Raw genomic sequence first — 21,303 nt, forward strand, 5'->3', positions numbered from 1 at the left:
TAAGGCTATATTACTTTACCTTAGTAGGAAGGTTAAGTTTTTTATGGGTTCTTACAACAGCCTGCTCGTTTTTATAATCAATCCAGGCCTGACCTTTAAGCCTACGCATTAAATTATCAAAATGTCTCATTATAAAAACATTATAGGTAGCTTTAGACAGGTTGCTTATTTTTCTGGGTAATGCTCTTAAACTCATAGAAAAGCCCGGGGTGACATACTTCATATAATGCCAGTAACCCTCGGGCATATATAACATTTCCCCGTGCTTTAAATCAGCCACAAGACCTTTTGCCTGTTTTAAAGCCGGCCATTTTTCAAAATCAGGATTATCAAAGTCTATATCTTCGCGAGATATAAGCGCATGTGGTACTTTGTACAAATAAGGGGTTTGATCCGGATGAAATAATATACAACGCTTTTCTCCATGAAAATGAAAGTGCAGTATATTAGAATAATCTATATCATAATGAATAAACACCTTTGAGTTCTCCCCGCCGAAAAACAACATAGGTAGCTGCTTTATAAGTCGTAAACCTAAATCAGGCCACTTAAAATCATTTTGAAGTACAGGAACTTTTTTCATCAGGTTGTATAAAAATATCCTGTAGTTGGTAGGCTTGGTTTGTAAAAGGTCTATATAATCTTTTAGCTTCATTTCCGCATGAGCCTGATTAAACCCATCTTCGTGTGAAACAGGTCTGTCGTCATATAACGGTACCGTTTTTTCTCCGGCTATATCTTTTATAAAGTTAAGATTCCACTTTTCATAAGCAGGCCAGTCTTTGGTAAGTTCTTCTATCACTAACGGTTTTTGCTTACGGACATAATTATTGTAAAAATCTTCTTTAGAGATAGTTTTTACCCGTTCAATTTCGGTTAGGTGTAAAGGCATATCAATGCGGGTTATTATACAGTAAAATTAATAAAGGATTACGTAAATGTAAAGGCAGGTTTGTAAAATTAATCAGTTCAGGCTTTACAATACTACATAAGGCTCCATACAAAAATAAAAAAGCAGCCTTTAAAAGCTGCTTTTTTAACAATATTGTTAGAGTTATTCTACTATAATAAACTCTGTACGTCTATTAACAGCATGCTGCTCCTCGGTACAGTCATTACAATCTATTTTTAGTTGGCTTTCGCCATAACCTTTTCCTGATATTCTGCTCTTATCTATACCTTGAGAGATAACATACTGTACAGTTGCTCTTGCTCTTCGGTCAGACAGTTCCAGGTTGTACTGGTCACTACCCCTATTGTCACTATGGGCTTTAACTTCTATTTTCATATCAGGGTTTTGCTCCATAATGCCTACAAGTTTGTCAAGCTCGGCAGCAGTTTCAGGCTTAATATTACTTTTATTATAATCAAAGTAAATATTTTTAAGCATAATTGCACCATCTACAATAATATCATCAAGTGGTTTTAACAGTGCGTCAACGTTTACATCGCCACCTTTTGTTTTAGTAAGAGAAAGTTCGCTGTTTTCATATCCTTTTGCAGCTACTTTTAAAGAATAAACTCTGTCGCAGTCTACATCATAACTAAGCTTACCGTTTGCATCTGTTTTGCGGGTTTCAATACTGTATTGTTTGTCATCAAGTATTGTAACGTTGGCATTAGCTAAAGGTTTCCCGGTGTTTTTGTCCTTTACAGTAACAAATACTTCAACACCACAAACAGGTATTGCCAGGTACATATTATCTTTTCCTTTACGGTTACTTGAAAAGAAACCAATATTATTGGTGATGTTAAAACTAAAAGCAAAGTCATCCTGAGGTGAATTTACAGGTTCTCCTACATTTATAACGTCACCATCATTAGCTAAATCTACCATAAATATATCTAACCCTCCAAAACCGTTATGACCGTTTGAAGAGAAGAAAAGTTTGTTGTCATCAGTAATATAAGGGAATGTTTCCTTTGCTTCGGTATTAATTTCAGGTCCCAGGTTTATAGGTTCTCCGTAGGTGTTATTGCCTTTTACTTCTACCTTCCAAATATCTGTATTACCTATAGAGCCTTCTCTGTTAGAAGTAAAATAAAGTGTTTTTCCGTCTTTGCTTATAGCAGGGTTACCCGTGCTCCACGAATCACTGTTAAAAGGAACAGGTTTTACATTCGTCCACTTACCATCCTTTTTGGTAGCTCTAAACAGGTATATTAATCCTGTTAACTGGCTTGCAGTACTATTTTTGTCATATTCGCCACTCATAAAACTTTCGCTGGCAAAATACATTATTTTACCATCAGAGGTTACCGCTACAGGGCCATCGTGCCACTTTGTGTTAATATCAGTAAGTGCTTCCGGTTTGCCTATTTTTCCTGTTTTAGCATCATAACTGGCTTTGTATACATCCAGATAGGGTTCCTCATTACGACCATACTTTCTTTTAGCTGTGTTTCTGGAGCTTGTAAAATAAAGTATGTTTTCATCTGTAAGTACAGCTGCAAAATCAGAATTCTTTTTGTCGTTAATATCTAAAATTCTTTCATCAAAAAGTTTTGTCTGGCTTCTTAGTTGCGGTAAGTAGTCCGGGTTTTTATTAAAAGAAACTGCTCTTTGGTCTTTAGGTGCCAGTTTTGCAAACTCTTTCATTTGCTCATTAGCTTCTTTGTATTTACCCTCTGCCTTAAGCATTTCAGCATAACGGAAGTAGGTCTCGGCATCTTGCTTATATTCTGTTGCTTTTGCATACCACTTTGCAGCCTCTTTATAATTAAACAGGTTATAATGGCTTTCTGCCAGTTGCTTATATATATAAGCATTAGCTTTACCTTTATTTACCAGCTTTAGGTATTCATCAGCAGCATCTATATACTCAAAAGTTTCAAAAAGTTTATCAGCCTCGGCAGTGTCTTTATTTTGACCCATTGCAGAAAGGCTTATAAGCAGTAGACCAATGGAATAGTATATGTTTTTCATATTTGAGTTTTTTTGGTGTGGCTAAATATAACAATTTACTGAGATAAGAAGAACGATTCTTAAAATTTTCATAATTTCTTTAGTGACAGTTAAATATATAAACAGAAAAAGGCTCTCCTTAATTAAGGAGAGCCTTTGTATAGTAAAAGTAAATTTATATTCAGCTTATGCTTTTCCCGATGCTTTCAGGTTACGCTCTATTTTATGTCCCGGTCTTGTCCATTTTGGTTTTTCACCTAAAGGTTGATACTGCGATTCCTCTGCTTCAACGGTTTTAGGTTGCGAAACTTTAGTAAACGGTTTTTGCGGTATCATACCCAGTGTTTCAAACATTTTCATGTCTTCATTTACATCAGGGTTAGGAGTGGTAAGTAACTTGTCTCCTGCAAATATTGAGTTTGCCCCTGCAAAGAAACACATAGCCTGACCTTCGCGACTCATTTGCGTTCTACCTGCAGATAACCTAACCTGAGTTTCCGGCATTACAATACGTGTAGTAGCTACCATTCTTATCATTTCCCATATTTCTACAGGTGTTTCTTCTTCCATTGGGGTACCGTCTACAGCTACCAGCGCATTAATAGGCACTGATTCCGGCTGCGGGTTTAATGAAGCTAAAGCTACAAGCATTCCTGCTCTGTCCTCTATACTTTCGCCCATGCCTATAATACCGCCACTACAAACAGTAACGTTTGTTTTTCTTACGTTGTCAATAGTTTGTAAACGGTCTTCGTAACCTCTGGTAGATATTACTTCTTTATAGTACTCTTCAGATGTGTCCAGGTTGTGGTTATAAGCATAAAGCCCCGCTTCTGCAAGCCTTTGTGCCTGGTTTTCGGTAAGCATACCCAGTGTACAACAAACTTCCATATCCAGTTTGTTAATAGTTCTTACCATTTCTAATACCTGATCAAATTCAGGACCGTCTTTCACGTTACGCCATGCAGCTCCCATACAAACACGAGATGAACCTCCTGCTTTTGCACGTAGTGCCTGGGCTTTTACCTGACTTACAGTCATAAGGTCGTTACCTTCTATATCAGTATGGTAACGTGCTGCCTGTGGACAATAGCCACAGTCTTCGGGACACCCTCCTGTTTTAATTGATAGCAGTGTAGATACCTGTACCACATTAGGGTCGTGGTGCTGGCGGTGCACTGATGCAGCTTCATATAGAAGATCCATCAGGGGTTTATTATATATCTCTATGATTTCTTCTCGAGTCCAATCGTGCCTTTTTATATTCATAACGGAATTTTAAAATTGCTTCAAAAGTAGCAAATTCCGATTTAATTACCGCAAAAGCTTTTTTTATTCAGGGTGATTATGGTTTATATCATCTACTACGTTAACCGCGTCAACTTTGTTTTTCCAGTATTGCATCATGGCAAAAGCAACAATTAAAGAAGCAGCCGAGCCTTCTAAAAATAGTCCCATAACAAATTGATATAGTGAAGGGTCTCCACCAAAAATAAAACTTTCTATATACCCGTCAATATACGCTTCCCCACCTCTTATTTCTGCATAAATTATAAAACTTACCAGTGAAAGTACTACACTTACCATAGCAGTAAGAAAAGCAGAAGTCAAGTTGGTAAAATAACCTTTTATACGGTCTTTATAATCTTGTTTTATAGTTCTGTTTACACCATATATAACAAAAATAAAGTTGATAAGCCTTAAGTATACCTGCTCAGTAATGCCTAATACTTCCATAAAGGTGAAAAACAAGGCGATAGCTATATAAATAATAAAACCATTAATTACTATTCTGGAGATTTTCATAGTTTCTTTCGTTTTTTTGTTTATTAGTTAATCCTTATCGAATTTAGCCATAAAACCGTAAAAACGAATATCTATTAATAAAACTTTAATAAAAGAAGTATGATAAATACAGGAGTTTTTTACCTGATGATGTTGCCGTTTTCATCATACATTAAAACCCAGTCATTATGGAAAAAGTAATTCCATTCAACGCTTGCCAAGTCAACAGTAGGATCTATTAATGTTTTATAAGGGTCGCTGTTTATGCCTGCTTTTGTTGTAGCATATACAGCAACATCTAAGCCTTTTTCCTTATATTTTTTCTTTATTCTTTGCGCCATTTGCCAAATCATATCCGGTTTAGTGTCCATAGAGTTGATTTGTTTCCGGGTAAGGTCGTCGCTTACATTATAAGGGATTTGGTTATTGTTAGCTTTGTTTACTACTTTAAATAAGGTGTAGCCTCCTCGGCTTCTCAACATCATTCTCCAGCTCAGTCTATGCCCTTCTTCCGTCCATAGAACATCTCCTTTTATTAAATGATGTCTAATCGGGAGGAATAGCTGAATAACAAAATAAGGGATGAAGAAATACTTTAAAACTCCTGTGTTGCTATAATCCATTCCATAGGATTCAACAACAGGCTTTCGTTTAAAGAATATTTTTCGGATTTTTTCAGGAGGGTAAAAGAAAACCGCGAAACTTAATGCAAAGTAAGGGAATATACCAATGTGCAGTGTAATAGAGTTAAACAGGTGAAATATTAAAGAAGCAATAAGTGCCAGCGTTCGAGTTCTTTTCCACAACAGTAAAGGTACTACAAGCATATCAAATGCAATGCCTGCATAAGCAATAAAAATATAAAACCATTTTTGTATTGCTATTTCATGGAAAAAACCACTGGTTCGAGCTTCCAAAAGGTTACGCGTAAAAGTTCCGTCCAGCCACCCGGGGTAAAATTTAGCAATTGTTGCATAAAAGTAAACTATGGCTACCTGAAATATCATTACTGCCGAACACCACGCCGGCATGGTTAGTTTTTTAAGGGAGGGTTTTTGTTTTACATCAAAAGATGCATAACGGTTAGCTGGTAAAAACCACATTATTATACACACCAATAATAACAGGTAATAATGGTTGTTGTAGGATGTTTTCTGCATAAAGTACACACCTGCCCATAGTATAGTGTACAACCCCAAGCTCAATCGGTATTTATAACCCAGCATAACCAGCAGCCCAAGTATTCCCATTACAACAAAGTAATAGTACATACCATTTCCCGGTAATGGCTGTAGCCAGTCCATACCAATATGCGAGAATGTAAAGTCAGGATCAATAAAGTTAGCCTTTACCCAACCTGTAAATATTGCGCCTATTGTTTCGCAGGCTAATAAAAAACCAAAGAAAATCCTGAAAATGATTAGCGGAGCATTATCAATTTCAGCAAACAGGCGTTTTTTCATATTATTGGTTAGGTGTTGGATGGGTTATTTAAAATAATTTAATGCGGCTGTTTTATCTTCAATAAGCTGTTGCTTTAATGCATCAACAGAAGCAAACTTTTCTTCGTTGCGTAATCTTTTATGTAAACTTACCCTTAGCTCTTTACCGTAAAGATCTTTATCTAAATCAAAGAAGTGGACTTCAATACTTTGGTTGGTTCCGTTAACGGTAGGTCTGTTACCTATGTTCATCATGCCTTTTACTACTGTACCGTCTATTTCCGCCGAAGCCACATATACCCCTTTTGCAGGTATAAGTTTGTAATCTTCAGGAATGGCAATGTTAGCAGTGGGGAAACCTATAGTTCTGCCTCGCTGTTCTCCTTTTACTACTTTTCCTGTAATAAAGTAATTGTAACCTAAAAATTCGTTTGCAGTAGTAACATCTCCTTCATTTAGTGCATTGCGTATTTTGGTAGAACTTACAGAAACTTCATTAACTTCTAAAGCGGATATTTGTTCTACTTCAAAACCATATTGCTCACCAAAATAAATAAGGTCATCTATAGTTGCAGTACGGTTTCTGCCAAAACGGTGGTCGTAACCAATTATTATTTTACTAATGTTAAGCTTTTCTACTAAAACAGTTTTTACAAAATCTTCGGCAGTAAGTCGTGAAAAAGCTTTATCAAAAGGGTGAACAATTAAGTTATCAATACCACATTCATCAAGCAAAAATGCTTTCTCCTTCATGGTGTTCAGTAGTTCTATTCCTGTATTTTGCTGCAACACCATGCGCGGATGCGGAAAGAAAGTGAGCACCACACTGTCGTGATTTGAGTTTTTACTGCTTTTAGTTACCTTTTCAAGTATAGTTTTATGCCCCTTGTGTACACCATCAAAAGTGCCAAGGGTAGCTATAGTTTTATTAGTGGAGGTGAACTCCTGTATAGAATTATATATTTTCAAGAGATAAGTTTAAAACAACAAATTTAAATATCTGTTTTTAAAAAGAATAGTAAAGATGCTGTTTTTAAAGTAAACGAAACATGTTTTAAATATAAAATTGATAGTTTTGTAAGGAATGCTTTGCTTAAAGCAGAATATTTTATGCTGAGAAGTAAAAAATTAGTGGATGTTTTAATAATAACTATAATGAAAAGAAAATTACTTTTACTGTTAATGGTTATAGTGTGTAATTTTAGTTATGCACAAAACTTTTGGAGCGGTATTGCTGAAAGTCGCTTAGATGACGCTGAAAAAAAAGAACGAAATGTACAGCCTGTGAAACGTTATATTTTTACACTCAACACTCAGGCAATGAAATCTGCTTTGGCAGAAGCTCCGTTGAGAAGTAATTACACAGGAGAATCTTCGGTAATTATACCACTTCCTAACGGAGAAGGGAAAACAGAACATTTCAGGGTTTATGAAACTGCGGTACTTAATCCTGAGCTTGCTGCAAACCATCCTGAGATAAAAACATATATTGGGCAGGGTGTAGAAAACCCAACATCTTCAGTATATTTTAGTACTACTATATACGGTTTTCATGCTATGATTTTTTCAACGGAAGGAACATCATATATTGAGCCTTATACTACAGACCTTCAAAATTATATAGTATATAAAAAATCAGCTATAAAAACTGCAAGACATTTTGCTTGTAATATGACTAAAGCCATTGAGGAACAAGCTGCTCCTAAAAGCATTCCGCTTTCTACACAGTCCAGTGATGGGTTTTTCAGGACATATAGGTTAGCAATGGCTTGTACTATTGAGTATGCAGCTTTTCATATTAATGAAGCCGGAGTAAACGACGGTACTTTAGCAGAAAAAAAGGCTGCGGTACTGGCTGCTATGGTTGTTACCATGACTCGTGTTAATGGAATTTATGAAAGAGACTTATCTCTAACTATGCAAATAGTACCGGATAATGAGGATATTATTTATATTAATTCAGATAATTTAAATAATGATGATGCCGGAGAATTAATAGGGCAAATACAAAGTATAATAAATAATGCTATAGGTTTTAATAATTATGATATTGGTCATGTAGTAAGCACAGGAGGTGGTGGAGTGGCTAACCTTGGCTGTGTTTGTACCTCTAATAAAGCAAGGGGAGTTACAGGAAGTTTTTCTCCGGTAGGAGACCCTTTTGATGTAGATTATGTAGCCCACGAAATGGGACACCAGTTTGGCGCAAACCATACTTTTAATAATTCTTTCCAAAGGACGGCAGAAACAGCAGTAGAGCCGGGTAGTGGTAGTACCATTATGGCTTATGCAGGTATAAGTCCTCCGAATGTTCAGAATAATTCAGACGATTATTTTCATACTGTTAGTATTGACCAAATAGTTAGTTTTATTAATAGCACAGGAGGTACTTGTGCTACAGAGGTGTTAAGTGGTAATAATGCTCCGCAAATAGTACCTATACCTAACTATACCATACCAAAGGCAACCGCTTTTGTTCTAAGAGGAAATGCTACCGATGCTAACAATGAAGTGCTTACCTATTGCTGGGAGCAGGTAAATGCAAATGGAGCTTTTTCAACTCAAAATGATACACCTTCTAAATTTAGTATAACAGGACCAAACTTTCGCTCGTTAAGCCCTTCAGAATCTCCGGACAGGTATATGCCTGAGTTTTCGAGTGTGCTTGCAGGTAACCTCACGCCTACATGGGAAGTTGTTCCTTCGGTTGGTCGTACACTTGATTTTACATTGACAGTAAGAGATAACCAAACACCTAACGGTGGGCAAACTGCTACTGAGGATATGTCGGTTGAGATTAGCAATGTTGCAGGTCCTTTTGAAGTAACCTCTCAAAATGAAGATAACCTTTCATGGAATCAGGGAGAACAACAAACTATAACCTGGAATGTGGCAGCAACTACAACTGCGGGTGTAAATACGGCAAATGTAAATATATTATTATCTCTTGATGGCGGTATAACTTTCGATACTGTATTGGCAGCAAATACACTTAATGATGGTTCTGAAACGATAATAGTGCCTGATGTTGAAGGTGCTTTTTGCAGAATTATAGTAGAGGCTGTAGGGAATATATTTTATGCAGTAAACCAAAAGCCTTTTGCTGTAGGAACAAATGTAACTACAGTATGTATAGAATATAGTAATGAGAATGTAGTAAACATTCCTGATGATGCTACAGAGTTTTCATCATCTGAAATAGAGTTTCCCGAAGAAGGAGCGATACAAAGTGTTGAAGTTAGTGTTGATATAACACACCCTTATGTAGGAGATTTATTCCTGTCATTAGTAAGTCCTGACGGTACAACCGTAGAATTGCTCTCTAACGAGTGCGGGCAGAGTGATGATTTAGAAGTGATATTTAGTGATGGTGGTACGCCTATAAGTTGCGGTTCGCCAACAACAGGTATTATTTTGCCTGAAGAAGCACTTTCTGCTTTTGAAGGAGAAGACCCTCAGGGAACATGGACATTATTATATGCTGATGGCGGAGCGGGCGATGAAGGTACTTTAAATTCTTGGGCGGTAGATGTATGTTATACAGACCTTAGTGCTGCTGATACTTTTAGTATTAATAATCTTACTGTATACCCTAATCCTAATAGTGGTATATTCTCAGTGAACTTTACTTCTCAGTCCAATACTGATGTTGCTATTACAGTGCACGATGTAAATGGAAGAGTAGTGTATGTAAATGAATATAAAAACACAGGAGTTATAAATGCAGATGTAAACCTTCAATCTTTACAAGCGGGAATTTACTTAGTAACTGTAAACGATGGTGAGCAAAAAGCGGTACGAAAAGTTGTTATACAATAATAAACACTATATTTTAAGTATAAAAAAGAGCGGCAATTTTGCCGCTCTTTTTTATTTAAGTGTAATTGTAATGTCTTTCAACTTTTGAGGCTTTAATATTTCAGGGAGTTGAATGTTTAGCTTGTTATCCTTATAGGTGAGTTCTCCGCTTTCAACCTTATAATAGCCTGCTCTTCCTTTGCAAAAACATGCTACATGGTATAGCATGTTGGTTTGCTTTATAGCTTTGTCTTTATATTCTAATGATTTACTATTGCTGTCTATTTCAAAAATAACCTCTTCTGTTAAACCGGCATCGGCTAGCATCGGGTCGTGTTGCTTAGTGTAACGATATATTACAACATCAGTACCCTTATGATCGGCAGTGCTGTAGTATAAACTTCCCGTATCATCTGTTTTAGTAGCAATACTTTTATTATGCTCAACGGTAATAGTGCATTCGCCATCTTCAGGGCAAGATAATTCGGGGTTTTGGCTTTTAAGCGATTCTTGTAATGATTTGCTTCCACTACAGTTTAGCATTATAAGCGCTAATGGTATAATTGCCAGTTTTCTCATCAGTAGTAGTGTTATAGTATACTAATGTACAAATTTAAAGCTACATTTACTTACCGTTAAAGCTACTCATGGTATTTGCCAGTCCTGATAATGCAAATGACTTAACAGCTTCGCTAGCTGTTTTTAATCGTTCCGGCAGTTGTTCTTTTTCTTCTTCATCCCACTCGCCTAAAACATAATCTACCTGCTTACCTTTTTTAAACTCATCGCTTATCCCGAAGCGAAAACGCGGGTAATTGGTTGTGTTTAATAACAACTGAGTGTTTTTAAGACCATTATGTCCGCCATCGCTACCTTTGGCTTTTATACGTATAGTTCCGTAAGGAAGGTTAAGGTCATCAGTAATTACGAGTAAATTCTCTAAAGGAATTTTCTCTTTTTCCAACCAGTATTTAATAGCCTTACCACTAAGATTCATAAAGGTGTTAGGCTTTAAAAGTATAAGTGTTCTGCCTTTAATTTTATATTCGGCTACACTGCCCAATTTGGCAGTTGTAAAATCAGTTTCACCATCTCTGGCTAATTCATCCAATATTTTAAAACCTATGTTGTGGCGTGTATTTACATATTCGGCGCCGGGGTTTCCCAGTCCTACTATTAAAAACTTCTTCATGGGGTCTGTAGGTTCTTTTACTTCTTTTTTGTTCGTAAAAAGGTTAGTAAGCCATTTCATAGCAGCAAAGATAGTTATTTATGGTAGTTTGTAGTGCTAAGCAGGTTAAGTAGAAACAAAAAAACGCTCCCGATAGGGAGCGTTTTTAAAATATCTTGAAATAAAAATATTATTTCTTTGCTGCTGCTTTTTCTGCTTTTGCAGCTTCCTGAGCTGCTTTCATTGCCGCACGAGAAATTCTTACCTGAGCTACCACAGTGTTATCCGGGTGAAGTAATTTAAAGTCTTTAGTTTCTATTTTAGTAACATAAAGTTTATTACCCATTTCTAGACCTGAAATGTCAGCTTTAACAAAGTCAGGAAGATTAGAAGGTAAAGCTCTTACTTTAAGTTTACGTTGGTTAAGGCGAAGTACACCACCACCAAGTACACCAGGAGAAGTTCCAACAACTTTTACAGGTACTTCCATAGTGATTTCTTTATCATCTTGTAGTTGATAGAAATCTAAGTGAAGAATTCTGTCGTTTACAGGGTGGAACTGTATGTCCTGTAGGATAGCATTGTAAGTCTTTCCGTTTAGGTCAATTACTACAGTGTGTACGTTTGGAGTGTACACAAGGTCTTTAAATGCCTTGCTTTCTGCAGTAAAATGTACTGGCTGATCTCCTCCGTATAACACGCAAGGAACCATTCCAGCATTACGTGCTGCACGCGTTGCCGCTTTACCCACGCTTTCTCTTTCAGATCCTTTAATCGTAATTGATTTCATTTGAAATAAAAATATAGTTAATAAATAATAAATTACATTAAAAATTTACCGCTTATAGAGTTGTTCTGGTGTACTTTGTGCATTACATCAGCAAACAAATCGGCACATGTTATTACACGTATTTTTTTGCTCTCTTTTTTAAGCGGAATACTGTCAGTAACTATAAGTTCTGATAGTTTAGAGTTTTCTATCTTTTCATATGCATCGCCCGATAGTATGGCGTGTGTACAAATAGCCCTTACGCTAAGTGCCCCTTTTTCAATCATAAGGTCAGCAGCTTTAGTAAGCGTACCACCTGTATCAATCATATCGTCAACAAGTATAACGTTTCTGCCTTTAACCTCGCCTATAAGTTCCATAGCTTCTACAACATTGGCAGCCTTACGGTGCTTGTAACATATAACTACATCACTTTGTAAAAACTTAGAGTATGCATAAGCCCTTTTAGAACCTCCCATATCCGGAGAGGCTATTGTAAGGTTATCAAGGTTTAAATCTCTTACGTGTGGTAAGAATATAGTTGATGCAAATAAATGGTCAACCGGCTTTTCAAAAAAACCTTGTATCTGGTCAGCATGCAAGTCCATCGTCATAATTCTTGTAGCACCTGCTGACTCTAATAATTTAGCAACCAGTTTAGCTCCTATAGGAACTCTTGGTTTATCTTTTCTGTCCTGTCTTGCCCATCCAAAATATGGTATAACAGCTGTAATATGTCTTGCAGAAGCTCTTTTGGCAGCATCAATCATTAAAAGAAGCTCCATAAGGTTGTCTGAATTTGGAAAAGTAGAGCATACTAAAAATACTCTTAGTCCTCTTATAGATTCTTCAAATGATGGCTGAAACTCCCCGTCACTATATCTGGACATAGTAACTTTACCAAGCTTAGTACCATAGCTTTCGGCTATTTTTTCAGCGAGATAGGTGCTTTCTGAACATGAAAATATCTTGGCTTCGGGCTCGTGATATGACATTTTTAAATGGTTGTTTCGTAGTTAGTTAGTGTTGTTTTTCGTAATGAGGTGCAAATTTAGGAATTTAATTTAAGTTTGGAAGTAAATTATTGTGTAATTTTCAGTCAGTTCAAGAAAAATTTTTAAATTTGCACCCACCAAATTAATTGCCTGGATGGCGGAACTGGTAGACGCGCACGACTCAAACTCGTGTACCTTTGGTGTGTGGGTTCGATCCCCACTCCAGGTACTAATTAAAAAGAGCAGTTTTCTAATGAAAACCGCTCTTTTTGTTTTTATATAGTGCTAAACTTTTTTTTGAGTTTTTATATTTAATGGTATATTACTTGCTAGTATACTAGAGTTTAGGTAATTTTGACGCCGAAATGAGGAGCTTTTTAATTAAATTTTTAGTATCATTAATTATCCTTCTGTCGGGTGGAGCTCAGCTCAATGCCCATACAGAAAAGGACATGACTCCTTATTCTTCAATAAAATCGCTGGAAGAGGCAGAGCAGATAAATCTGGGCTTAGAGTATATTAAACAAGATTATACACTTAAGTCAAGCTCACCTGTAACAGAGAAACAAGGTGATAAAATTTACGCTACAGACAGCGAGATTGAAGAAGACGAAGTACCTTCATATAAAAAGCATGTAAAAAGCAGTAAGTACTTTATTACTGATTCTTACAGCCAGACTCATGAATATTTTTGTGATTACACTAAGAGACGCTTAGCTATACGTAAGCGTTTTTTTTATTTCTCATCTTACAAATGGTATATCATATTCAGGGTTTTCCGAATATGATTTAAATTCTCTGATTAAGTCTTTCAAGGCTTAATCACTATCACTGCATTTATTTATTACGTAAACACTAAGGCTTTTTAAGCCAAAGGTTTACAATCGTGTATTTGTTATACACAACTCTTACAAAACATCATTTAAATCACATTGTTTTTAAAAAGCAAAAATTATTATGAAGAGAATTTTCATGATCATGGGTTTGTGTGCGTTATTGTGCAATACAAGCTGTAAAACTGAAAAAGAAGGTAAAGAAGAAGAAACGGAGTTTCTGGTTACTGCCCCGGTAAAAAAAGATACCACAATTACACAGGATTATGTGTGTCAAATCCGATCCATACAGCATATAGAGCTGAGAGCACAGGAAAGAGGTTATCTGGAAAAGATATATGTAGACGAAGGAGATTTTGTAAAGAAAGGACAACTTTTATTCCAGATAATGCCGAAACTTTATGAAGCCGAAATGCAAAGAGCAAAAGCAGAGGCAAGCTTTGCAGAAATTGAATACCAAAATACTAAAAGACTTGCTGACAGCAGCGTTGTTGCCCCTAATGAACTGGCAATGGCTAAAGCCAAACTGGACAAAGCTAAAGCAGAACTGGCTTTAACTCAGGTACACTTACAATTCACCCAGATACGAGCCCCTTTTGATGGGTATATTGACCGTTTCCATGTAAGGCTGGGTAGCCTTGTAGAGGAAGGGGAACTACTTACAAACCTTTCTGATAACAGTGACATGTGGGTATATTTTAATGTGCCTGAAGCAGAGTACTTAAACTATAAGACTAAAGTAGATAAAGGACACAAACAAAAGGTTGACCTGTTAATGGCAAACAACAAATTGTTTAAATACACAGGTGAAATAGAAACTATAGAAGCAGACTTTAATAATGAAACCGGTAACATTCCTTTCAGGGCGACTTTCCCTAATCCTGACGGTTTATTAAGACACGGAGAAACAGGTAATGTACGTTTAACCATACCGCTGGAAAACGCCTTATTAATTCCGCAAAAAACCACTTTCGAAGTACTGGATAAAAAATATGTGTATGTAATTTCTAAAGAAGGCAAAGTACAATCAAGAGAAATTACAATAGCAGAAGAGATGCCTCATATTTATGCGGTAAGCGGAGGGTTATCCGAAGGAGATAAAATTTTGCTTGAAGGACTTCGTCTTGTAAGAGAAAACGAAGAAATAAAGTATAAAGTTGTAAAGCCCGAAACTGCTTTATCGGATTTAGAGTTATACGCAGAATAGGTTTAAAAAATCTCAAAAAAATAAAAACTATATGTTTAATAAGTTTATACACAGGCCTGTTTTTGCAATTGTAATTTCTATTATAATTGTATTTATAGGGTCTCTATCCATAAAAACACTGCCCATATCGCAGTTTCCACAAATTGCACCTACAACTGTAAATATATTTATTGCCTATCCAGGTTCAAGTGCCGATGTATTGGTGAAATCTACACTGATTACCTTAGAGAACTCTATTAACGGGGTTGAAGGAATGCGATATATGGCAACAGATGCCACCAGTGCAGGTGAAGCCACATTAAGAATAATATTTGAACCGGGAACAGACCCTAATGACGCTGTTATACGGGTAAAAACCCGGGTTGACCAGGTAATGCCCCTGTTGCCTGAACTGGTACAGAAAGAAGGGGTTATAATTACCCCTATACAGCCCAGTATGCTAATGTACATTAACCTTTATGGTAAGGATAAGAGTATGGATGAAAAATTCCTTTACAATTATGCCAACGTAAAAATGATTCCTGAAATTAACAGGATAAAAGGGGTTGCCAGAACACAGATACTAGGTAGTAGAACATATGCCATGAGAGTTTGGCTGGATCCTGACCGTATGCGTGCTTACAATATTTCTATTGATGAAGTTATGGAAGCTTTGTCAGAACAAAGTATTATAGGGCGACCGGGTCGTTTAGGGCAAAGTTCCGGAATTTCGGCACAATCATTAGAATATGTTTTAACCTATAAAGGCAGGTATAGTGAACCTGTAGAGTACGAAAATATAATTATACGCGCCAATTCTGAAGGGGAAAGTATTCACTTAAAAGATATTGGTAAGGTAGAATTGGGGAGTGAGTTTTTTGACATCTACTCTAACTTAGACGGTCACCCATCTGCTGCAATAGTGTTAAAGCAAAACTACGGTAGTAATGCAAGTGATGTAATTGATGAGGTAAAAGCCAAGCTGGAGGAAATGAAACAGGATTTCCCTCCGGGAATGGATTATAAGTTGAGTTATGATGTATCGCAATTCCTGGATGCCTCTATAGAGCAGGTAATACACACATTACGAGATGCCTTTATATTGGTGGCAATTGTAGTATTTATTTTCTTAGGAGACTGGCGCTCTACATTAATACCAATATTAGCCGTTCCGGTTTCGTTAATTGGGGCATTCTTTGTTATTCAGTTCTTTGGGCTGTCTATTAACTTGGTTACACTATTTGCATTAGTACTGGCAATTGGTATTGTAGTGGATGATGCTATTGTCGTCGTCGAGGCGGTACACGCCAAGTTTGACGAACACCCGAATATAACGCCATACCAAGCAGTACGAAAAGTATTGGGTGAAATTAGTGGTGCCATTATAGCCATTACCGCAGTTATGGTATCGGTATTCTTGCCCATATCGTTCATGTCCGGGCCTGTAGGAACATTCTATCGTCAGTTCTCTATTACCATGGCGAGCTCTATTGTAATATCGGCAATTATTGCACTTACCCTTACACCGGTATTGTGTGCTATGTTACTTAAAAACCATCATGGTAAAGAGCATAAAAAGAACCTGCTTACCAAAGGTCTGGATAAGTTTAACAGCGGTTTCGATAAACTTACAGGGAAATATGTAAATGTACTGAAGAGAATAGTTAACAGAAGATGGCTTACTTTCGGGATACTATTAGCCTTCTGTGCTGGTATATTCTTTGAAAGTCAGATTTTACCATCAGGATTTATACCAAGTGAAGACCAGGGTACTATTTATGCCATTATACAAACACCACCGGGCGCTACGCTGGAAAGGACGAATAAAGTATCGCAACAATTACAGAAGATTTGTGAGCATGTTGAAGGGGTAGAGTCAGTATCCTCTCTTGCCGGTTATGAAATTATGACCGAAGGTAGAGGGTCTAATGCCGGTACGTGTTTGATTAACCTTAAACCATGGTCGGAACGTGAACATGGCGTTACCGAGATAATGGAAGAACTGGAGGAAAAGTCCAAAGGTTTAGGAGCGGTAATAGAATTCTTTGAACCGCCTGCAATACCCGGTTTTGGTTCTTCGGGAGGTTTCTCTATGCGTTTATTGGATAAAAATACTGAAACCGACTATCAGGATTTTGATAAGGTAAACCAGAAATTCCTTGATGACCTTAAAAAGCGTAAAGAGCTAACAGGTTTATTTACTTTCTTCGCCGCTAATTACCCTCAGTATGAACTGGAAATCAATAACGATTTGGCCATGCAAAAAGGAGTATCTATTGGTAAAGCAATGGAAAACCTGAACATTTTAATTGGTAGTACGTACGAGCAGGGTTTCATTAAATTCGGACGTTTCTTTAAAGTATATGTGCAGTCAGACCCTAAATTCAGAAGACTTCCTTCGGATATTTTAAATATGTACGTGAAGAACGACCATGGCGAAATGGTTCCGTATTCTGCATTCATGACACTTAAAAAGACCCAGGGGCCTAATGAGGTTACCCGTTATAATATGTATAACTCGGCAGCTATCAGGGGGCTTCCTGCAAAAGGCTATACTACTGCCGATGCCATTCAGGCAATTCGCGAAGTAGCAAGCCAGTCCTTACCAAAAGGGTATGATATTGCTTGGGAAGGTCTTTCGTATGATGAGGCAAACAGAGGTAACGAATCATTATACATATTCTTAATAGTGTTAGTATTCGTGTACTTTGTATTAGCAGCACAGTACGAAAGTTTCATTATTCCTTTAGCAGTAGTATTCTCATTACCTGTAGGGGTTTTCGGTTCGTTCCTGCTGCTTAAAATGATGGGACTTCAAAATGACATCTATGCACAAATCGGGCTTATTATGCTCGTCGGGCTGTTAGGTAAAAACGCCGTACTTATTGTAGAGTTTGCCGTCCTTAAGCGGCATGAAGGCTATACCATACTACAAGCCGCTATTGAGGGTGCAAAAGTACGTTTCCGACCTATTTTAATGACGTCATTTGCCTTTATCGCCGGATTAATTCCTCTAATAATTGCAACCGGGGCGGGTGCTATTGGTAACCGTACCATTGGTGCTTCGGCATTGGGCGGTATGCTTTTCGGTACCGTATTCGGGGTAATTATTGTTCCGGGGCTGTACTTTATTTTCGGCTCACTGGCAGATGGTAGAAAACTAATTAAAGATGAAGATGACAGTTCATTATCAGATGATTTTGTGCACCAAATAGATAATTTCGAAAATAACGAAGAGAATGAGTAAGATACTTAATAAACGCGCTTATATATACATAGGGATAGCCGTAGTAATGCTAAGCTTTACAGGCTGTAAAGTTCCCGGTATAGTTGAGAGAGAAGCAAATAAGGAAGTTCCTGAGGGGTATGCAAATGCCCCTCAGGATACTGTTAACGCTGCTAAAATTAAATGGAAGGACTATTTTACTGATCCTAATCTTAATAACCTGATTGACCTTGCTTTGCAAAACAATCAGGAGTTGAACATTACTTTACAGGAAATAAGAATTGCCAGAAGTGAAGTTAAAATAAGAAAAGGGGAATACTTACCTTTTGTTGGGCTTAAAGCAGGTGCAGGGGTTGATAAAATAGCGCGCTATACCAGTAGAGGTGCAAGCGAAGCTACTACTGATATTGAACCGGGAAGAGAAATGCCCGACCCATTACAGGACTATATGGTTGGTGCTTATGCCAGTTGGGAAATAGATGTTTGGGGCAAACTGCATAATGCTAAAAAAGCAGCCGTAAGCAGGTACCTTGCCAGTGTAGAAGGTAAAAACTTTGTAGTTACTAACCTTATTGCAGAGATAGCAAACTCGTATTATGAGTTATTGGCACTTGATAACCAGTTGGCTATTTTAGAACGTAACATTGCTATACAGGATAATGCCTTTAAAATAGTAAAGCTGCAAAAGGAATCGGCTAGAGTTACAGAGCTTGCCGTTAAAAGGTTTGAAGCACAGCTATTAAAAACCAAGAGTTTACAGTACAATGTTAAGCAGCAAATTGTAGAAACTGAGAACAGAATAAACTTTTTGGTAGGACGTTTTCCGCAGCACGTGGAAAGAAGCACAGAAGCATTTACTGATTTTACATTTGGCGATATCCATTCAGGTATTCCGGCACAATTACTGGAAAACCGACCTGATGTAAGACAGGCTGAACTGGAATTGGCTGCTGCTAAACTTGATGTAAAAGTTGCGAAAGCAAAATTTTATCCTTCTTTAGGTATTTCAGCAGGTGTAGGCTACCGTGCTTTTGATCCTTCTTACTTAATAAAACCGGAGTCTTTACTGTATTCTATAGCCGGTGATTTAGCAGCTCCGTTAATTAACAGGAATGCTATAAAGGCATCTTATTCGGGTGCTAATGCCAAGCAAATACAGGCTGTTTATAATTATGAACGCACCATATTAAACGCTTATATAGAAGTTGCCAATCAGCTCTCTAAAATTGATAACCTTGAAAAAAGTTATGATTTAAAAGGTAGGGAAGTAGAGGCGCTTACACAGTCGGTTAAAATATCAAATGATTTATTCAGTTCTGCAAGAGCAGATTATATGGAAGTGCTAATGACACAGCGTGATGCACTGGAGTCAAGATTTGAACTTATTGAAACCAAAATGCAGCAAATGAGTGCATTTGTAAATGTATACCGCGCATTAGGTGGCGGATGGGAATAAATAAGGTATAAAAAGGCTATTAAGCTGGGTTATTATAGTTGAGAAACCGTCAGAGCTTTAATTAGTTCTGGCGGTTTTGATTTATTATTGTACTATAGGGTAAGCAGTTGCCAGAGCCCCCTCTTGAGTTAACCCTTCTATTCTAAGCCCGTTTGCCTTACCTTTAACAGGATCTGGAAGCTCTCTGTTATTTGCTTCTGTTGTACCATAACGGTTAACCCTTACTTTGTCTGTTGCTGAAATGACAGGCTTTGTAAATGCTTGTTCAATAGTAGTAGTTACTTTATCCACGCTCCAATTATCCGGGAACATTGATTTACCACGGGCTACAATTCTTCTGCCTCCATTGTCAACATGATTAGATAAATATGCTTGAGTATTTCTGTCTCTATCATCAGTTTGAACTACATGAGGTCTTAAAGTAGCTGGATTTCTGGCTATAGAGTGAAAACCCGACCCATTATTATTATTTACAAAAATATGATTTGCTACAGTAGCCGGTAGTTTATATGTCCTTTTATTATCCCCTCTTGACTTTGCTTTTCTAAGCTGTATAGGAGTGCTGTTTTGATTCGTCATTTTACTGACTTGTTTTTTTTGTAAAACAGTAGTAGGACGATTATCATTAAGAGGTGTAGCACTATTTGTATTTTTAACGCTATTTTGAACAGATAACTGTTTATTTTCTTTAGTTAGTTGATATTTACTTTCCATCTTTTCTTTATTATTTGTTTGCTTTATTTCCCATTACATCAGCTTCTTTTTCTAAAGATTTATCATCATTTACATTTACACTGCCCTGCATTTGCATAGTAGGTTTTACCCTGCCTTGTTTTTGCTGGGCTATATGCCATGCTTCGTGTGGCAGGTGTTTTTCCTGTCCTGATGCAATATGTATGTTAGTACCCTGTGCATAAGCATGAGCGTTTAACTGTGATGGTTTAGCGGAGTTATAATGTACTCTTACATCACTCATATCATACCCCGAAAGGTTTTCTATTCCCGATTTAAGGTTATCGGGCATTCCTGTTTTGTTAGGTTTTCTCTGTACGGTTGCAACATTACGGTTGTCTTGTATTGGCGTGGCATTTTTACCTATGCTGCTGGCTGCTGTTTCGGTTTTGTTAGCGTTTGTATGTTGTTTGTTATTATATTCCATAACGCTTTTTTAAAGGGTGTTGAAAAAGTAATCGTTTTGCAGGTTTATTGTATCTGTTGATGTAATTATAATTTCAATCTTTGGTTCTTTCTTTTCAATTACTACAGGGCTTTTAGCTCCGGAATAATCTACTACAGAACAGAAGGGTTCATTATTAAGTTTTTCCCTTAATTGGCTAACATTCGGGTCGTAATAAGGCAGTTGAAAATCTCTGCCTGTAAGCAGGTATATAAGAGCAGTATCTGTAATAGTATACTGCCTGAAAAGATGGTGCAATACTATTTTCTCTCGCTCGTGTTTGTTGGCAACTTCAAGAACAGCAGTTTTAACTTTTTTCATAAAGAGTGTAATTTTTTGTTGGCACTCAATATCATTACTTAGTAGCAGGCAAACACTGTTATAGGTAATTAAATAACCGTTTATATGCATATCGTTTTCATAAACACATTCATTAAGGCATTCCGCTATAAGTACGGCATAGTTCCCTTTACTGAAAATTTCTTTCCACTTTCCGGGAACCAGCCGTATAGCATAAATTGCATGCGTGTTGGGTTCAATGTGTATATCAATATTCATAA

Annotated in this window: 18 protein-coding genes and 1 tRNA gene; 6 read left to right on the top strand and 13 right to left on the bottom strand. The window is 37.0% G+C overall.

The genetic code is table 11. The annotated features are described in order from the left end of the window. Positions 1–10: 10 nt before the first annotated feature. The 6 genes from IEW45_RS09645 to IEW45_RS09670 all read right to left on the bottom strand — a co-directional run bounded on the left by IEW45_RS09645 (position 11) and on the right by IEW45_RS09670 (position 7,101). Positions 11–892: a cupin-like domain-containing protein gene (locus tag IEW45_RS09645; protein WP_188621038.1), complete on the bottom strand. Its 882-nt coding sequence runs from the start codon at positions 890–892 to the stop codon at positions 11–13. Positions 893–1,054: 162 nt separating this feature from the next. Then, positions 1,055–2,926: an OmpA family protein gene (locus IEW45_RS09650; RefSeq protein ID WP_188621039.1), complete on the bottom strand. Its 1,872-nt coding sequence runs from the start codon at positions 2,924–2,926 to the stop codon at positions 1,055–1,057. Between the two features lie 165 nt (positions 2,927–3,091). Next, entirely contained in the window at positions 3,092–4,174 is a 1,083-nt protein-coding gene (gene bioB / locus IEW45_RS09655) for a biotin synthase BioB (RefSeq protein WP_188621040.1), read from the bottom strand. A 63-nt stretch (positions 4,175–4,237) separates the two neighbouring features. Further along, complete coding sequence (locus tag IEW45_RS09660) at positions 4,238–4,711, bottom strand: hypothetical protein (protein ID WP_188621041.1); 474 nt, start codon at positions 4,709–4,711, stop codon at positions 4,238–4,240. A 119-nt stretch (positions 4,712–4,830) separates the two neighbouring features. Continuing rightward, positions 4,831–6,153, bottom strand: coding sequence for an HTTM domain-containing protein (locus tag IEW45_RS09665; RefSeq protein WP_188621042.1), 1,323 nt, complete (start codon positions 6,151–6,153; stop codon positions 4,831–4,833). Positions 6,154–6,177: 24 nt separating this feature from the next. Further along, on the bottom strand, positions 6,178–7,101 hold the full coding sequence (locus IEW45_RS09670) for a bifunctional riboflavin kinase/FAD synthetase (protein ID WP_188621043.1): 924 nt from the start codon (positions 7,099–7,101) through the stop codon (positions 6,178–6,180). A gap of 186 nt (positions 7,102–7,287) precedes the next feature. On the opposite strand from IEW45_RS09670, the gene IEW45_RS09675 reads away from it, so the two are divergent. Beyond that, positions 7,288–9,951 carry a reprolysin-like metallopeptidase gene (locus IEW45_RS09675; RefSeq protein ID WP_188621044.1) on the top strand — a complete coding sequence of 888 codons (2,664 nt, stop codon included), beginning with the start codon at positions 7,288–7,290 and terminating at the stop codon, positions 9,949–9,951. A gap of 51 nt (positions 9,952–10,002) precedes the next feature. Here the strand turns inward: IEW45_RS09675 and IEW45_RS09680 are convergent, their stop codons facing one another. The 4 genes from IEW45_RS09680 to IEW45_RS09695 all read right to left on the bottom strand — a co-directional run bounded on the left by IEW45_RS09680 (position 10,003) and on the right by IEW45_RS09695 (position 12,865). After that, a complete protein-coding gene (locus IEW45_RS09680; RefSeq protein ID WP_188621045.1) occupies positions 10,003–10,509 on the bottom strand; it encodes a hypothetical protein in 507 nt (168 codons plus the stop codon). Between the two features lie 46 nt (positions 10,510–10,555). Further along, a complete protein-coding gene (gene pth, locus IEW45_RS09685) occupies positions 10,556–11,122 on the bottom strand; it encodes an aminoacyl-tRNA hydrolase (protein ID WP_188621141.1) in 567 nt (188 codons plus the stop codon). Between the two features lie 169 nt (positions 11,123–11,291). Further along, entirely contained in the window at positions 11,292–11,891 is a 600-nt protein-coding gene (locus tag IEW45_RS09690; RefSeq protein ID WP_188621046.1) for a 50S ribosomal protein L25/general stress protein Ctc, read from the bottom strand. A 32-nt stretch (positions 11,892–11,923) separates the two neighbouring features. Continuing rightward, positions 11,924–12,865, bottom strand: coding sequence for a ribose-phosphate pyrophosphokinase (locus tag IEW45_RS09695; RefSeq protein WP_188621047.1), 942 nt, complete (start codon positions 12,863–12,865; stop codon positions 11,924–11,926). 148 nt (positions 12,866–13,013) lie between these two features. Between IEW45_RS09695 and IEW45_RS09700 the strand changes: the two genes are divergently transcribed. The 5 genes from IEW45_RS09700 to IEW45_RS09720 all read left to right on the top strand — a co-directional run bounded on the left by IEW45_RS09700 (position 13,014) and on the right by IEW45_RS09720 (position 19,566). Further along, positions 13,014–13,094, top strand: a tRNA-Leu gene (locus IEW45_RS09700). Between the two features lie 136 nt (positions 13,095–13,230). After that, positions 13,231–13,653: a hypothetical protein gene (locus IEW45_RS09705; RefSeq protein WP_188621048.1), complete on the top strand. Its 423-nt coding sequence runs from the start codon at positions 13,231–13,233 to the stop codon at positions 13,651–13,653. A gap of 169 nt (positions 13,654–13,822) precedes the next feature. After that, positions 13,823–14,905: an efflux RND transporter periplasmic adaptor subunit gene (locus IEW45_RS09710; RefSeq protein ID WP_188621049.1), complete on the top strand. Its 1,083-nt coding sequence runs from the start codon at positions 13,823–13,825 to the stop codon at positions 14,903–14,905. Positions 14,906–14,936: 31 nt separating this feature from the next. After that, on the top strand, positions 14,937–18,131 hold the full coding sequence (locus tag IEW45_RS09715) for an efflux RND transporter permease subunit (protein ID WP_188621050.1): 3,195 nt from the start codon (positions 14,937–14,939) through the stop codon (positions 18,129–18,131). Beyond that, positions 18,124–19,566: a TolC family protein gene (locus IEW45_RS09720; protein WP_188621051.1), complete on the top strand. Its 1,443-nt coding sequence runs from the start codon at positions 18,124–18,126 to the stop codon at positions 19,564–19,566. The genes IEW45_RS09715 and IEW45_RS09720 overlap by 8 nt, the downstream gene beginning before the upstream one ends. 84 nt (positions 19,567–19,650) lie before the next feature. Here the strand turns inward: IEW45_RS09720 and IEW45_RS09725 are convergent, their stop codons facing one another. Genes IEW45_RS09725 through IEW45_RS09735 form a run of 3 tightly spaced genes read right to left on the bottom strand, consistent with a single transcriptional unit; the run spans position 19,651 to position 21,301 of the window. Then, the gene (locus IEW45_RS09725) at positions 19,651–20,280 is read right to left on the bottom strand and encodes an EndoU domain-containing protein (RefSeq protein ID WP_188621052.1); all 630 of its coding nucleotides are present in this window, start codon (positions 20,278–20,280) and stop codon (positions 19,651–19,653) included. A 10-nt stretch (positions 20,281–20,290) separates the two neighbouring features. Next, positions 20,291–20,725, bottom strand: a complete 435-nt coding sequence (locus IEW45_RS09730; RefSeq protein WP_188621053.1) for an eCIS core domain-containing protein — start codon at positions 20,723–20,725, stop codon at positions 20,291–20,293. Positions 20,726–20,734: 9 nt separating this feature from the next. Further along, positions 20,735–21,301 carry a hypothetical protein gene (locus IEW45_RS09735; protein ID WP_188621054.1) on the bottom strand — a complete coding sequence of 189 codons (567 nt, stop codon included), beginning with the start codon at positions 21,299–21,301 and terminating at the stop codon, positions 20,735–20,737. Positions 21,302–21,303: the final 2 nt, after the last annotated feature.

This window comes from Flavobacterium suaedae, from assembly GCF_014642915.1.
GTDB classification, from domain to species: domain Bacteria; phylum Bacteroidota; class Bacteroidia; order Flavobacteriales; family Flavobacteriaceae; genus Flavobacterium; species Flavobacterium suaedae.